Origin of the sequence: Noviherbaspirillum album (assembly GCF_035916955.1) — a bacterium.
Lineage (GTDB): Bacteria > Pseudomonadota > Gammaproteobacteria > Burkholderiales > Burkholderiaceae_D > Noviherbaspirillum > Noviherbaspirillum album.
In genome coordinates, this window is sequence record NZ_JAWIIV010000068.1 from 1 (window position 1) to 15,791 (window position 15,791).

Sequence of the window (15,791 nt, forward strand, 5' to 3'; positions counted from 1 at the left end):
TAGCGCCTTGCAATGAGATGGTCCTCCGCCTCCCATGCCTGGCGCTGCTGCGCGGGACCGCCGCCAACCCGCTGCCCGGTCAGCCGGCCCAGCTTGTCGTACTGGAACAGGCTTTTCAGCGCCCCCTGGGTGCGGCCGACTTCCCGGTGCAAGGCATCGCGCTCGATGTCGCAGATGACTTCTCCGTCCAGATTGACCTGGTGCAGGTGGCCCGAGCCGTAGAACAGCTGGTTGAGCTTGCGGCCGTCGGGCGATACCGTCTGGATGCGGTTGCCCAGGGCATCGTAGGCATGTGCGATGCGGCTGGCATGATGCCGGCCGGTGGAGGTCTCGCCGATCAGCTGGCCGAGGGCGTCGTACTGCAGCTCGACTTCGGCCTGCGCATTGCGTGCCTGCACCACGCGGCCGAGCTTGTCGTAGCGATACTGCGTGCGCAGCTGCTCGGCCATCGCCGGGCCGGTGATGCGCGTGACCAGCTTTTCTACTAGCCGACCCGCCGCATCGCGCTGGTAGTGGGTGTCGATGCGGGCATCGGGATGACGGTGCATCCCCTTGCCGTTTGGGCTGCCGTGTTCTTCCCTGACCATGGGCAAGCCGGCGGTGTCATAGCGGTAGCGCGTCAGGCGGCCGTCGAAACCGATCTCTTCGTGCAGGCGGTCGAGCGCATCGTAGCTGAACGCATATGCTGCTCCATTCTCGTTGATCAGCTGCGTCAGCCGCCTTGCCTTGTCGTAGCGGTATTGCAGCGTGTGGCCGAGGGCATCGGTGCGGCTTTGCGGCAAGCCGTCGGCGTCCAGCGTGTAGGCGGTGCGCCGACCGGCGGCATCGACCTGCGCCACCAGCCGCCCGGCGCGGTCGTATTCCAGTTGCTCCTCGCTGCCATCGGGATGAAGTATGGAGACGAGCCGGCCGGCTAGGTCGTAGCGGTAGGCCGTGGTCTGGCCGAGGGCATCGGTGACGGCGCTCAGCTGGCCGAGGTCGTCGTAGTCGTAGTGCGTGGTCCGGCCCGAGCAGTCGGTGTGGCGGATGACTTGCCCGGCCTCGTTGTAGGCCAGCGTGCGGCTGCGTCCGGCGGCATCGGTGATGGATACCGGCAAGCCGTGCGCGCCATGGCGGTAGGCGGTGCGTTGGCCGAGTGCATCGGTGAGGCTGGCGAGGTTGCCGAATTCGTCATAGCGCAGGGCGGTGATGCCGCCCATGGCGTCGGTGACAAGCGAGGGCTTGCTCCAATGCGGGTCGTAGGCGATCTTCGTGACGGCGCCGTCGGGCTGCTCGATGGCAATGAGCCGGCCGCGCGCATCATGCCGGTAGCGGGTGGTACGGCCGGCGGCATCGGTCACCGCCACAGGATGACCATGCTGGCTGAGCGCGATGGCGGTGGCGCCGCCGGAGGCATCGCGCTGGCCGGTCAGGCGCTGCTTGTCGTCGTAGCGGTAAGTCTGTGTCCTGCCGAGCTGGTCGGTGACGACCGTTTCACCGCGATGGTAGGCAAAGTCGAGCCGATGGCCGGCATTGGTCCAGTGCCGCAGCACCTTGCCGCGCGGGCTGTCTTCGCTGTACGCATAGTCGGCAACGAGGCCGCNGGTTTCGTTGGTACGGTAGACGAAGTCGAGGTGATGCCCGGCATTGGTCCAGTGCCGCAGCACCTTGCCGCGCGGGCTGTCCTCGCTGTACGCATAGTCGGCTACAAGGCCGCCCGGGGTGGCGTGGCGCTGGTAGTCGTCGAGCAGGCGCTGGAGCTTGTGGAGGTGGGGAACGGAGGGTGAGCGCAGGAAGGCGCGGCTGGACATGGCGGGCGGATGTTGTCTGAAAGGAAGCAACAGCAGCGCGCGATGTTAGCATTATTTTAACTTCGATTATGTTGTTTTGGCAATACATTGAAATGGGCGGCGTAAGCCGGGACACGATGCCCCAGCATGTCTTTCAGACGCTTTCAAGCTTTGTTAAGACGGGCTCAGTCACCCTCATCCGCCGATCTGGCGGAAAGGATCGAGCGCAAGGTCGATCACGCGGCGTTCCCGCACCACGATCTCGGCCGTGGCGGACATGCCGTAACGCAGCGGGAAGCGGGTTTCGCCAATTTCGTAATAGTCACGCTCCAGCGCCACGCGGCCTTCGTAGACCGGTTGCTTGCCCTGGGCGGCCGGCTTGGTGGCCGGCGATATGAATTCGACGGTGCCGTTGATCAGCCCGTAGCGCTGGTAGGGAAAAGCATTGAACTTGAGCTTGACCGGCAGGCCTTCGCGCAGGAAGGCGCGGTCTTGCTCGGCGATGTCGATTTTCAGGATGGGCCTTGCATTCTTGGGCGCGATGCCGCCGATCGGCGTATTGGCCTGCACCTTGTCGCCGGTCTGCGTGGAGATGACATCGGTGATCACGCCGTCGGTGGGTGCGACGATAAGCAGGAAGTTATCCTTGTCGATGTTTTCGAAGCGGATGCGCGCGGCGGCATCGGCGACCAGGCGGGCGGTCTGCACCTGCAGCCTGGACTTGTCCTCGGCATTGGCGATTTCGCGCAGCGCGCCGTCGTACTGCAGCTGCAGCTTGGCGAGTTCCTGGCCGCTGCCGTCGATCTGCGCGCTGGCTTCGCCAAATTCCTGGCTGAGGCGGAAATTGAGTTCACCGATCTTCGACTGCGCCACCCGCAGCGCATTTTCGGCCGCCATCAGTGCGCTCTTCTTGCTTTCGACCTGCAGTGCCGACACGCCGCCGCCGCCGGGCAGCGCCAGCAGGCGCGCATACTTGTCAGCCTCTTCCTTGGCCACGTCGCGCGCGCGGCGCGCATTGTCGAGATTGCTGCGCGCTTCTTCAAGCTGAGCCTTCTGCCCTTCCGCGAGCTTGGAAGTGCCCTCCGCCATGCGTTTTTCATGCAGGCGCTGCGCCACTTCAATCTGCTGCTTCAGCGCGACGACGCGACGCTCCATCAACGCCTTGCGTTCCGGGAACTGTGTCCATTCACGCTCGGCATCCTCGAGCTTCAGCTGCGCTTCCAGCGCGTTGGTGGCGGCTTCGATTGCGCCGCGCGCGTTCAGCCTTGCCAGCACGTCGCCCTTGGAAACAGGCTGGCCTTCGGCAATGTAGAGATCCGCGACCTCGCCATCGACCGGGGCATACAGTCGGCGCACTTCCGAGTCGGGCACCAGGGAGCCGGGGGCGGACACCATCACATCCGCATGGCCGATGAAAGACCAGATCAGGCCGGTCAGGATCAGTCCGAGCATCACATACACAACCGCCTGCGTGAGCCGCCATGGCTCCGATGCGAGGATGGCGATGCCTTCGGCGCTATGGTCTTCGAGAGCCACCGACAGCGGCTTGAGCTGGGCTTCCTTCATCGCTCGGCACCTCCCAGCAGCGCCAGCTTGGCTTTCACGACGCCGGGGTCGAGCACGCGCTGCAGCTCCATCATCGACCGCCGCTGCAGTTCGGCTTCGGCGGCGATGTCGGCCTGCAGCTTGTCCCATTGCGACGGGTATTCGATCTTCAGTTCCTTGTACAGCCGCGTTCCCTTGACCGCGTTTTCATTGGCGTCGGTCAGCAGGCGCGCCTGCGCGCGGAACTGGCCCGACACGCCCGACTCCAGCCGCTGCGCGCCGCCGATCGAACCGTTGTCCCGATAACGCCGCCATAGCGCCTGCGCCCGCGTCAGCATTTCCTCGGCACGCTTGCCGGCACGGACGGTCAGGGCCTTGACATCCGACTCGATGCCGCGCAGGTACCAGGTATCCTCTTCGCTATCGAGCAGTGCATAGAAGCCGAGCAGGCGTTCCTCATAGTCCTTGCCGCCGCGCGCGCGCTGCAGTTCCGAGAACTGCGCGGCGACATTTTTCTTGTGCGCAAGCTGCCGCGCCGCCACATCGGACCACGGCCCGCGCGGCGCCTGTTCCAGCAAAACGTAAGCCTGGCGCGCATTGCCCTGTTTCCAGGCCTGCATCACCTTCTGGTACTGGGCGATCAGCGCTTGCGGGGGGAGACTGCCGCCATTCATCAATGCATGCGCATGCGCCTGGAAGGGCGGCGTCGCGAATCCGCCCTGGGCGAGCAGAGTGACCAGGGGGCCGAGCTGCTGCGCCCGAGCATGACCCTGCATCGTCACATAACGGCGCAGATCCTGGCGCAGCGCATCCACGCCGATCAGGCGCGGATACTTTTCCGCATAGTCGTTGAACACATTCTCCAGCGCCTGCGGCCGATCCTGCCGCAGCTCCTCCGCGATGGTTGCCTTGAGCCTGTCTATCGCGGCGACGTACACGGCGTTGTCGCTTTGCAGCTTGCGCAGGTGGCTGAGCGCGAGCGCATACGGTTCCTTGAATTCGGGTACCAGGCTTGCCACGCGCGCGAGCGCGCGCTGGTGCATGCCCGGGTCGTCATCCCACTGGCCCAGCAGAGTCTTGATCTGCTCCTCGTCGGCAAACAGCCGGATCGGCGCTTCCAGCCCGCCGCGTCCGAGCACGAAGCGCTCCAGGCGTCCGACCCAGCGGAGTTCGCGCAGCAGGGAGCGCGCATCCTCATTCGGACCCGCTTCGCTTTCGGCACGAGCCAGCACCGCATCGGCACGGTCATACTGGCCGGATTGCAATGCCGACAGCCAGGCAGGCACATGGGTTTTCATCAATGCCTCGGTGGCCAGCGCCATCAGGTTTTCGTTGCCGGCATCGCCGGCAAGCGCTGCCGCGGCGACTGAGGCCGCCTTGGCATGATTGCCTTCGGCCATCAGCTCCCTGATCTGTTCTTCCGATCCTGGCATCAGCAGCCAGGTGCCGCCCGCTGCAAGCAAGGCGGCGGCGCATGCGGCGGCGACCTTGCTCCGGCTCCAGCCGGCCCTGGGCGCGCCTTGCGGCGGGCTGTCGCCCAGCGCCTTGCGCATTTCGGCCAGCATCGTGCCCAGTCTGCCTGCCTTCCCCGGCCTGCGCTGTCCCTCCGCGGGCCGTTCAGGCGACGCCGCCTGTTCCGGATCCTGCTTGTCGTCCTCCCCCGGCTGCGGCGCCGGGTCGACACAAAAGATATTGAGGAAGGAATCGGCGGAGGCGACGAAGGTGGTCTTGTCCGCCTGGCTCTCGTTCTCCGCCGGGCGCATCGGCTTGCCGAACTTGGTGACGGTATTGTCGGCGTGCAGCTGCGCTTCCTCGATGCCGATCCTGTAGACGAAATGATGGCCGCCGAACGCCAGCGTGTCGTCGTTCTTGAGCGGCATCGCCCGTTCGTCGAGTCGCTTGCCGTTGAGGAAGGTGCCGTTGGTGCTGCCCAGGTCTTCGATGAAGGGCGCTCCACTCTTGAGGAAGATATGCGCATGCCGGCGCGACAGATAATTGACCTGATCCGGATGCTGCTCCCGGTAGCGCGAGAAAACAGTGTCGCTCTTGCTGATCAGGAAGGGAAACTGCGTGATGACTACCGGCTGCAGCCCCGGCACACCGGATTCCGGGCTCAGCGTCAGGCTCGCCAGCCGCGCCGTCTTGCGCGGCGCATCCATGCGTTCGCCGATCTGCAGCCGGTACGACAGCTCGCGGCCGAAACAGACTGTGTCGCCGTCATGCAGCATGCGCGTCTTTTGCCGGATATCGTCGCCGTTGACGGTGGTGCCGTTCTTGCTGCCGAGATCGGCGATGTAGGCGGCGCCATATTCGCAGAAAATCCGTGCATGCCGTCGCGACAGGTCGCCCACCAGTTCGGCGGGATAGTCGACGAAGGGCGGCTCGCCGCGGCCGACCGCGAACAGGTTGTCGCGGATGCGGATATCGGCCAGCTCGGCGTGCGAAAGCGGCTTGAGCACGATGTCGATGCCGGCATCGAGCATGGTGGAGGTCGCGGGGTCGGCCAGCACGGCGGCCTCGGCCGAGAGGGTTTTTTGAGACAACATTTATTGATCGGCCTTCCCTGCTGCGCCGACTGCAATCGTCGGCCATCCGCCGCCCAGCGCCTTGTACAGCGTGACGGTATCGGACAAGATCTGCTGGTGATTGGCAAGCAATGCCAGCCTGGCGCCCAGCAGCGAACGCTGGGTTTCAAAGACTTCGAGCTGCGACACCACGCCTTCCCTCAGCTGGCCCTCGATCTGCGCCGCCACCACATCGAGATGCTCCACCTGCTGGCGCAATTCCTCGCGCTGGCGCTTGTGCGTATCGAGATTGACCAGCGCATTCTCGACTTCCTCGAACGCACCGATCACGGTCTTGCGATATTCCTCTTCCACCAGCTTCGATTCGGCCTCGCTGGTGCGCACCCGAGCCTTTACATTCGGGTCGAGCACGGGGAAATTAATGCTCGGCAGGAAACCCAGGGTGAAGGTTTTCAGCAGGTCGGTCAGTGCGAAGCTGGAACTGCCGCCACGCCCGGTCAGGCTGACCGAGGGCAGCTGCGCCAGCTTGGCCTGGCCGGCGAGATTGTGCGCAGCCAGCAGGCGGTATTCGGCGGCCACGATGTCGGGCCGCCGCTTCAGCAGTTCGGACGGCAAGCCGTTCGGCACCACGGGCAGATGCACTTTCTGCTGCAGGCGTCCGGCCGGCACATTGAATTCGCCCGCCGGCACGCCGAGCAGCGTGGATAGCCCGTTGCCGGTCAGGTTGCGCGCGCGCGTCAGTTCCAGCATGTCGGTGTTAAGCCGGTTGATCTCCGCGCGCTGCTGCAGCACCCGGGTGTTGGGCAGCAGGCCGTTCTTGTGCATGGCCTCGTAGATGTTGAGAATCTGGCGGTTCTTGTCCAGCGCCTGCTTCTGCTGTTCGATTTGCTCGTCCAGCTGCAGGATCTGGAAATAGGCGATCGATACGCCCGAGACCAGGTTCAGGTAGCCGGCGCGCCAGTCGGCCTCGGTGGCATTGAACTCGGCGGTCTGTGCCTGCACGCCCTTTTCCACCTTGCCCCAGATGTCGAGTTCCCAGTTGACCTGGGTCCCGAGATTGAAGGTCTTGCTCAGTTTCTGGCCGGTGCTCTTCTCGAAACTGGCGCCGGCGCCGGCATCGAGCACGGGCATGGCGCCGGCGCGCGCTTCGCCGATCTGCGCCGATGCGACGCGGGTGCGCGCGGCCAGAATCTTCACATCGATATTGTTGGCGATGGCCCGCGACACCAGCGTGTCGAGATACGGATCGCGAAATTCGCGCCACCAGTCGGGCCGGATGGTTTCCGCCGGCGCGACCGCGGTTTGTGCCCCGGTTTGTGCCCCGGTTTGTGCCCCGGCTTGCGTTGCCGATTGCGACCAGGACGCCTTCATCGGCGTCTCGGGCTGCCTGTATTCGGTCAGTTTGACATCGGCGCAGCCGCACAGCATGGCAGCGCCCATGAAAGCGGCAATGCGCGCATGCCTGATGCCCTCACTCTTTACCAGGTGCAATCCGGCCATGCCTCTTGCGTGCTCGCGTTCGTTGCGCTGGTCGCGGTCAAACCCCGTCGTCGTTTTCATGATGGTGCCCATACTCGTGATTCAACAAATACTTCGAACAGCCGTGGGTCAAGCTTGCCGGCGCGGCATTCGCCGCCGATCAGGTCGAGCGCCAGTTCGGGCGGCAAGGCTTTCTTGTAGGGACGATCGCTGGCGGTCAGCGCGTCGTAGATATCGCAGATGGTCAGGATGCGGGTCTGCACGCTGATCTGGTCGCCACACAGTCCCATCGGGTAGCCCGAGCCGTCGAGCTTTTCATGATGGCCGTGGGCGATGCCCGGCACCGAGGACAGGTCGCGTGTCCACGGGATCAGGATCAGGAAGGAATAGGAGTCGGCCACATGCGATTCGATCTGACGGCGCTCGTCCTCGGTCAGGCAGCCCTTGGAGATGCTCAGCGCGGCCGCTTCCGATGGTTCGAGCAGGCCCATCATCGCGCCATCGACATCGCGCACCGCATAGCCGACGATCTCGCGCAGGTCGGACACTTCGCCGTGCGAGATCGCCGGTTCGTTCGCGCTGCGTATAGCGTCCAGGAAACGTGCGAGCCTGGCCGATTCGTCGCGCAGGCCGCGCTCTATCCTGCGCTTTTCCTCGCAGAACGCGGTCATCCCGAAACGATGCTCCATGTGCATTTCGGCCAACCGGCGATAGGCCTCCCGCTCCAGGCAGGCCTGCGCATACTTGAAGCGCTGCTCCAGCAGGCGCATTTCCATGTAATGCAGCTTCTTTTCCTTGCGCAGCACATGCTCGCGCACGCCGACCTTGCCGAAGTCGTGCAGCAGTGCCGCATAGCGGATCTCGCGCACCTGGTCGCGATCGAACGAATGCTTGCGCAGCGCCGGCATGTCGGCGCGGTCGACCGCGCGGGCCAGGCCTTCCGCATAATCGGCCACCCTGAACGAATGGCCGGCGGTCGCCGGATCGCGTTCCTCGATCGCCTGCACCGATGCCCGCACGAAGCCGTCGAGCAGTCGCTCGATATCCGAATACAGCTGGAAATTGCGCAGNAACGAATGGCCGGCGGTCGCCGGATCGCGTTCCTCGATCGCCTGCACCGATGCCCGCACGAAGCCGTCGAGCAGTCGCTCGATATCCGAATACAGCTGGAAATTGCGCAGCGCCACCGCGGTTTCGGCACAGACTCCCGTCAGCATTTCGAGATCCTGTTCCTTGAAGGCATAGGGATCGGAAGAGGTATCCACCTGGATCAGGCCGAGGCATTCGCCTTCCAGCACCAGCGGCACGCACATCACGCTGCGGATGGCCTGGCTGATGATCGATTCCTGCGAACCGAAATGCCGATCCGCCAGGGTGTCGACCGACAGGACCGATTGCTTCTTGTTGATGACTTCATTGATGATGGTGTGCGACATGCGCACCGAATCGGAATCGAGCGGCTTGCCGTCGCGCCGGCGCACCGCGACCGGAGCCGGCGCCTCGTCGGCATTCTTCCTCAGCAGGATGAAGGCCCGTTCCGCCAGCGGGAACAGGTCGAAAATGAAATTCATGATCTTTTCGGTCAGTGTTGCCTCATCGGTGACCGCGCCCAGTGCGATCCCCACCTGCGCCATCGCATGCAACTTGCGTACCGTCTGCTGCATGTCGCCGGCGCTGGCCGCCTTTCGGGCGACTTGCGCTTCCTCTTCCAGGCTTTTCGCGTATTCCGTGGCATCCACCGTCTTGGTGATGATGGTCGGCTGGTTGTCTTCGGCCGGCTCGACGAGCGAATGAAACACGAGCTGTACGGATGAAACAAACAGTTCGTCGCCGTCGCGCAGCGCCCGCCATGCGCCCGGTGTCAGTCGTGTGCCGGAGACGAAGGTGCCGTTGAAGGAATGCAGGTCCTCGACGAAATAGGTCAGGCCGCGGCGCCGGATGCGCGCATGCCGGCGGCTGATGGTGTGCTCGGGGATGCAGAGATACTGGTGGTCGCCGAGCGAGTCCTGCTGTTCCCGGCCGATCACGACTTCATCCTGGAGCGGATACATGGCCGGTCCCGAGCCCGCGTCGCCGATGACTTCGAGATATGCCAGGACTGCCCTGCCTGGCTGGGATAAAGCAATTGCCTTGTCCATCTTGCTATCCAATCTGCCGGCTGCTCTCGCTCGACGATCCGCAGCAGGTATCTACAGTATCGTCAACGGGAATCAAAATGCCAATTGCCGGGACGCGGCAAATACGATGCGCATTCAGCGCATGCCGTGGAATCGCCCGGACCCGATCCGTCAGACCGGCGTTGCAAGTAGCATGCCTCCCGTGCCTGTCGCATGCATGCCGGCTGCACGGCAAGCCTTTCAGTCCTTCGATCCTTTCTCTATCTCACCGTGACCGTGATCTTTTTCGAGTAGATGGGGGGCTTGTGCGGAATATGCCTGTCGTCGCCCATCAGCAGCTGCAGGGTATGCCGTCCCGGCGGCAGGTCGACCATGGCCTCGGTCTCGCCGGCGCCGAAATGCAGGTGGTTTCTGTCGGACGGGATCTCCTGGTCTGCCGGCGGCAAGGGCGTATTGATCAGGAGGTGGTGATGCCCGGTATTGGGATAGTCCACCCCCTTGGGCGCCACGCCCATGTTGCGCAGGCCGAACCAGACGCGAAACGGCTTTCCGGCCGCGATGACCTCGCCATCGTTGGGCCAGCCGATATACAGGTACGCCTCCGGATTGGCGGGCTTGTCGCCGGCCGCGGCGAGCGGAGACAACAGGCTGATCATGACTGCAATGGTACCGGCGAGCTTGTCCATGGATGCTGCTCCCATCGTTTCAGGTTGGTTCCGATCTGTTGGCGCGGCCCCGCCATTTCTGTTCGGGGCCGCCGCACAGTTTGCCCTTACCGAACTGTGATCGTTATCTTTTTCGACTGGACCGGCGGATCGTGAGGCACATGGTCCCGGTCGCCCAGCATCAGTTGCAGCGTGTGTTTTCCGGGCGGCAGTTCGATGCGCGCCTCGGTTTCTCCAGCGCCGAAATGCAGATGATTGCGGTCGGAAGGGATCGGCTCGTTGATCGCCAACTGTCCGGCGTCGATCAGCAAATGATGGTGTCCCACGTTGGGCAGATCCACGCCCTTGGGTGCCACCCCCATGTTGCGCAAGCCCATCCTGACCCAGAACTTGCCGCCGTTGATCACCATCCCGTCCTGCGGCCAGATGAAGTAGACCTGCGCGTTTTCCGGAGCGGGCGTCGCGGCATGCGACGTGGAAGCTTGCGCACCGCCAATCAATGCGAGAGCGGCAAAGACGTATGCATTCTGCATGCTGCACCTCTTCTTTTTAAACTTGAGGTCCGCCGGTGCGTGATGGAGCCCATGGCGGAAGTTTGGCATCGATTCCTGTTGCTGCCTGCGCCTGCCGCGCGATGCCGGATTGCAGGGCATCGTCATTCCGGTGCGTCGCTATTTTTGATACAGCGTAAAACAGAACCCGCATCGAATAGAAAGGAAAGGCGCGCGGATTTGATATTAAACAGAGTTGCCTGATCGCTGCGGCAGAAAGATAACACTGCGGCTTGGATCGAAGCCCGACCCAGGCTGGAGAAGACAAGGATCAATGCCTGCGAGGCACGTTAGCGATGTTCTTATATCGAATGCATCCTCGAACGCATCCGGCATCGACCTTGCTTTGCTTCGCGTTGCGGGAAGACGCGGCAGGCGCCTTGCCACAAGGCGTTGCGCATGCAAACCTGTCCGGCGAACACCAGGTATCACACGCAAAGGAGTTGCCGTGCCCCTCAAACTTCTGACCGCATTCGTCGCCTGTCTTTTCTTCATGTCCGCCGGTACGATGCATGCCGGCGTTCTGCCGAAGGACAGCGCCGAACAGTATGAACTCACGTTCTGGGAATCGATCAAGGACAGCAACCACGCGGCCGACTACGAAGCGTATCTCCAGACCTATCCCAACGGCCGTTTCGCGCCGCTGGCGCGTGCCAGGGTCCAGCGCCTGAAGGCACAGGCGCCGGCTGCTTCCGCTCCCCCTTCTCCTTCGGCTCCCTCGGGTCCTTCTGCCGCGGACAAGCCGCCCGCCGCGGAGCGGGCCGCCAAATCGCCTCCGCCGGCAAAGACGCCAGCCGAGCGGCCACGCGCCGACACCGCGAAGCCGGCTCCCGATATGGCTGCGCCGGCAGCGGCACCAGCACCGGCACCGAAGGCCGCCGAGGCGCCATTGAAGGAAAAGCCGATGCCGCCGGTCGCATCGGGCGAAATCAAGGATTGCCCGCAGTGCCCGGTATTGGTGCCTGTCAAGGCCGGCGCATTCACCATGGGCAGTGCCGCCGACGATCCATCGGAACGACCGCCGCATCGGGTCACGGTGAGCGAAGCCTTCGCCATCGGCAAATACGAAGTCACCGTCGAGCAATGGGATGCATGCGTGCAAGCCGGCGCCTGTCCGCGCGTTGCCGCCGACGCGGCACGCCCGCGCACGACGCCGGTGCGCGACGTCAGCTGGAACGATGCGCAGCTTTTCGTGCAATGGCTGAGCAAGGCCAGCGGCAAGACCTACCGCCTGCCGAGCGAAGCCGAATGGGAATATGCATTGCGCGGCAGTACTTCGTCGCGCTACTGGTGGGGCGAGCAGATGCAGCCCGGCAAAGCCAACTGCAAGGATTGCGGCGAACCGTGGCAGCGCGATACGCCGGTCAGCGTCGGCTCCTTCGCGCCGAATCCCTTCGGGCTGCACGACATGAACGGCAGCGTCTGGGAATGGGTCAGCGACTGCTGGCACAATTCGTACAAGGGCGCGCCCGCGGATGCCCGTCCTTGGGAGGAGCCGAACTGCCGGGTACGCGTGATCCGCGGCGGATCCTGGCGCGAAGGCGCGAGCTACATGCCGTCTTCCACGCGCTTCAAGTACGACGCCAGCGTGCGCCATTCCCAGAACGGCTTTCGCGTGGCACGCGATCTGAAGTAATACCAATCCCAAGTCATAACATTTACTTGGGATTGGTACTGGTATTAGCGCTTGCCCGGCCTGGTCGTAATCTGCAGGAATTCCACGAGAATGCGGTCCCGGCCGTGCCTGGCGGCGACCTGGTCCAGCTGCTTGCCGAGCGCCTTCAGGTATTCATGGCGTGTCTTGAACTCCGGCAGCGTGCCGTCGAACAAGGGTGCCGGCGTCACCAGCAGCACGATCAACTCGTCTCCGAAAGGCTTGGAAATGATCCAGTTGCCGGTCCCCCCGCCTATCGTCGCGCGATGGTTGGGCGGCGCAAGGTTGGCGCGGGCGCGGCGCGTCGGCAGCAGGTGCGCTACCCCGCCGTCGAGTGCGTAATAGTCGACATAGACATGGGTTTCATACGGCGGGGTCTTGATGTCGACAACCAGTGAATCGCCTTCATGCAGCACGGCATCGGGTGCCTGCGCGCGGATGCTTGCCGCGCCGCCGCTGGCGCGATTGGCCTTCCAGTACGGTTCCAGCAGACCGACCACATCGCATTTCTCGTCGCTGAGCCGCTGCAGCGAAAGATCGACCGAGCGCACCCCCGGCACCGCCATCAGCATCTCCTTCAGGCGCGCGGCGCTGATGTTATTGGACAGGTATCCCTGTACCTGCAGCGCATGCCCGCCGCCGGATGCAGTCATCGCGGAGCAGTTCACGCCTGCCAGCACCGGCGCCACGGCGCCGAGCGCGAATGGCGCATCGGTCCTTGCAGGAGGGGCCGCGGCCGGGGCGGCTGGGGTGGCCGGCCCCGAAGGGGCGGCCGCAACCTGGGGCGGCGCGGGCGCCGACGGCGGGAAAGATGGACCGGCAACCGGACCTTGCCCGCTCTCTCCGCTCCCCTTGCCTTCCCCGTTGCCAGCGGCGCTGCGGCCATCCGTGCTGCCATCGCCGCTGCTTTCGATTGCAGGGGATGGATCCGGCCGGGACTGCAGGTAATAGCTGACGCCGCCCGACAGCAGCGCGATCGCCATCACCGACGAGCCGGCAACGGCAGCGTATACCGACGTCGATTTCCTGCCGCTCATTTCCTGGGCGAAGCGCGCCACGGTGGGCGTGCGCGCCTTGCGTTCGAAGGCAAGGCCATGCCGCAGCGCCTGCCACTGGCTCCAGCCGAGATTCCTGGGCCGCGCGGGTTTCATTCCGGCGCCGCGCGCCTGCGTCGCCGACAGCCGGTCGAAGGGATGGCGCCCGGTCAGCATTTCATAGGTAATGCATGCCAGCGCATAGATGTCGTCGCGCGGATCGGGTTCGAGCCGCTCCAGCATTTCCGGACTGGCGTACGCCGGCGTCAGGCCGCCGAGGCTGCCCGGGTCGAACACGGTGACATCCGCATCGTCTTCCGGCTTCTGGAATACGCGCGAGATGCCGAAGTCGATCACCTTGACTTCATTGCGGTCGGTGAGAAAGACGTTCGCAGGCTTCAGGTCGCAATGCACGAAACCCCGCTCGTGCGCATAGGCAAGCGCCTTGCCCATGCCGTTGGCGATATGCCATGCCTTGTCGAACGGCATGCCCTTGAAGTCCGGCGATCGCAGGATGCGGCTCAACGGCTTGCCGGAGAGGTATTCCATGGTGAGGAAAACGGTGGGGCCGTCGCGGTCGAAGTCGTATACCGTCACGATGTTCGGATGCGCCAGCGCCTGCGCCTTCTTCGCTTCGCGCTGCAGCGTGATCAGCGATTTCGGATGTCCCCGGAACTGGACATTCAATACCTTGATCGCGATGTAGGGCTTGCGGTCCGACGCTTCCAGCTTGCGCAGGTCCAGCGCCTTGTACACCGTGCCCATGCCGCCGAAGCCGATGCACTCTTCCAGCACGAAGCGGCCGTTGAGGGTGTCGCCCACACCCTTCATCCGCTCCGGCTCGCCGGACGCGTCGCCGGGCTTGTACGAGGTCACCGATGGAATCGAAGGCATCGAAGGCATCGACGGATAGGACGGCGCGGGCTGGGGCGGAATCTGGGGCGAGCGGGTGATGACGAAGGTGTCGTCTCCGTGGCCGTGTTGCTGCCGATTGATCTGCGGCGACGGCTCAGCGCGCCGCTTCAGTTCCGCATAGATTTCAGGCGGCAATTCAATGCGGGTATGTTCGTCGCTCAGCAGGTCGCGCAGGCGGATGGCATTGGCGTCATCGTCGGCGAGGGCATGATCGACCTGCGCAAGAAACTCCTTCTGCGAAAGCTCGCCGCTTTGGAATGAACGTATCGCCTGCCCAAGAGTAGCCATGGTCTTATCAATGGAGAATGCCCGTAGCCCGCCTATGCAAACATGATGCCTTGACCATGCGCCCGACTGTTGAGCTTCAACAGATTGGAAGCAGAGACTGCGGCGATGTCGCGCCGCGCACATGAGACGCCTGCTGTTCAAGATACACCAAGGCCCGGTCCTGCACGAGCGATTTCGCGGACGCGATGCCCCCAAGATCGCGTGAAGAAGCGAGCCCTGTTGGATTGCAGCCGACTATGCGGCGGTTACCGGAAAACTGTTGGGCCGCGGGTGTCGGATTTCTCCCGCCATTGCCGGTGCGGCGGCATGCGCTGGAATGCTCTTCCTTCTTCCCTGATTCACGTATCGCCCTTATGTACCAAGGGTTTGCGGAGATTATGCGCGTTATCCCGAAGACCTGGCACAGCCCCTGCTATATCTCCTTCAAGCGCAACGAAACGCTTGAAACACCGGACCCATCCGGCCCCTTATGAACCCTTACGAACCCTTACGACTTCTTACCTTCAGGAGAATCACCATGAAAGCACTGTCCATCAAAGACCTGTCCGTTTCCAAAGACCTCGGCGCCGGCGACATGGCTGCCGTGTCCGGCGGCACCGGCTACTACAAGGCCCCCGCCTTCTTCGCCAGCCCGCTGTTCAGCGTGGCCAAGAGCGAACTCAACTTCGGCGCCCAGCAGGCACTCGGCCAGGAACAGAACACCCTGGTCAACAACGGCAACAACGTCGCCTTCGCCTCCGGCATCAAGTCCAACGTGAACCCGACGCAGACCGGCAAGAACACCATCAACTTCATGTCGTAAGCCGCACACCGATTCGCATCACTGATTACACCACCATCGCCACCTCACCTTTAGGAGCATCATCATGAAAGCACTGAGCATCAAGGACCTGTCCGCATCCAAGGACCTCGACACACAAGACATGGCAGCCGTCTCCGGCGGCATGTACAAAAGCCCGGTCGTGGCTTGGGGACCGCTGGTCAGCGTGACCAAGAGCGAACTGAATTTCGACGCCGCCCAGTCGCTGGGACAGAGCCAGAACACCATGGTCAACAACGGCAACAATGCGGCCTTCGTGCATGGCATCAAGTCCAACGTCAATCCGACACAGACCGGCAAGAACACCATCAACTTCATGTCGTAAGCAGATCCCGCGATCCGGCGCCGATGGAGGCATGGCCTTCATCGGCAGCCCCGGCATTCAGGACGCATTCATCCACTCATTCACTCATTGCAGCAAGGAGCATC

10 protein-coding genes and 1 pseudogene are annotated in these 15,791 nt (G+C 63.6%); 3 read left to right on the forward strand and 8 right to left on the reverse strand.

The genetic code is table 11. The features are described 5' to 3' along the window. The 7 genes and pseudogenes from RY831_RS33555 to RY831_RS31720 form a co-directional block, all read right to left on the reverse strand. Positions 1-1,790: pseudogene (locus RY831_RS33555) on the reverse strand (type IV secretion protein Rhs); the annotation flags it as partial. Between the two features lie 174 nt (positions 1,791-1,964). Beyond that, complete coding sequence (locus RY831_RS31695; protein WP_326510286.1) at positions 1,965-3,335, reverse strand: beta-barrel domain-containing protein; 1,371 nt, start codon at positions 3,333-3,335, stop codon at positions 1,965-1,967. Then, the gene (locus RY831_RS31700) at positions 3,332-5,860 is read right to left on the reverse strand and encodes an FHA domain-containing protein (protein ID WP_326510287.1); all 2,529 of its coding nucleotides are present in this window, start codon (positions 5,858-5,860) and stop codon (positions 3,332-3,334) included. Before RY831_RS31700 ends, RY831_RS31695 begins: the two co-directional genes overlap by 4 nt. Next, positions 5,861-7,279, reverse strand: coding sequence for an efflux transporter outer membrane subunit (locus RY831_RS31705; protein WP_326510295.1), 1,419 nt, complete (start codon positions 7,277-7,279; stop codon positions 5,861-5,863). Positions 7,280-7,395: 116 nt separating this feature from the next. Continuing rightward, positions 7,396-9,456: an HD domain-containing phosphohydrolase gene (locus tag RY831_RS31710; protein WP_326510288.1), complete on the reverse strand. Its 2,061-nt coding sequence runs from the start codon at positions 9,454-9,456 to the stop codon at positions 7,396-7,398. 239 nt (positions 9,457-9,695) lie between these two features. Beyond that, complete coding sequence (locus RY831_RS31715; RefSeq protein ID WP_326510289.1) at positions 9,696-10,121, reverse strand: DUF4399 domain-containing protein; 426 nt, start codon at positions 10,119-10,121, stop codon at positions 9,696-9,698. A gap of 86 nt (positions 10,122-10,207) precedes the next feature. Further along, positions 10,208-10,633 carry a DUF4399 domain-containing protein gene (locus RY831_RS31720; protein ID WP_326510290.1) on the reverse strand — a complete coding sequence of 142 codons (426 nt, stop codon included), beginning with the start codon at positions 10,631-10,633 and terminating at the stop codon, positions 10,208-10,210. A gap of 466 nt (positions 10,634-11,099) precedes the next feature. Between RY831_RS31720 and RY831_RS31725 the strand changes: the two genes are divergently transcribed. After that, the gene (locus RY831_RS31725; RefSeq protein WP_326510291.1) at positions 11,100-12,287 is read left to right on the forward strand and encodes a formylglycine-generating enzyme family protein; all 1,188 of its coding nucleotides are present in this window, start codon (positions 11,100-11,102) and stop codon (positions 12,285-12,287) included. Positions 12,288-12,331: 44 nt separating this feature from the next. Here the strand turns inward: RY831_RS31725 and RY831_RS31730 are convergent, their stop codons facing one another. Then, a complete protein-coding gene (locus RY831_RS31730) occupies positions 12,332-14,542 on the reverse strand; it encodes a serine/threonine protein kinase (protein WP_326510292.1) in 2,211 nt (736 codons plus the stop codon). 517 nt (positions 14,543-15,059) lie between these two features. On the opposite strand from RY831_RS31730, the gene RY831_RS31735 reads away from it, so the two are divergent. Both RY831_RS31735 and RY831_RS31740 read left to right on the forward strand, forming a co-directional pair. Then, the gene (locus RY831_RS31735) at positions 15,060-15,344 is read left to right on the forward strand and encodes a hypothetical protein (RefSeq protein ID WP_326510293.1); all 285 of its coding nucleotides are present in this window, start codon (positions 15,060-15,062) and stop codon (positions 15,342-15,344) included. Positions 15,345-15,408: 64 nt separating this feature from the next. Further along, the gene (locus RY831_RS31740) at positions 15,409-15,687 is read left to right on the forward strand and encodes a hypothetical protein (protein WP_326510294.1); all 279 of its coding nucleotides are present in this window, start codon (positions 15,409-15,411) and stop codon (positions 15,685-15,687) included. Positions 15,688-15,791 lie beyond the last annotated feature (104 nt).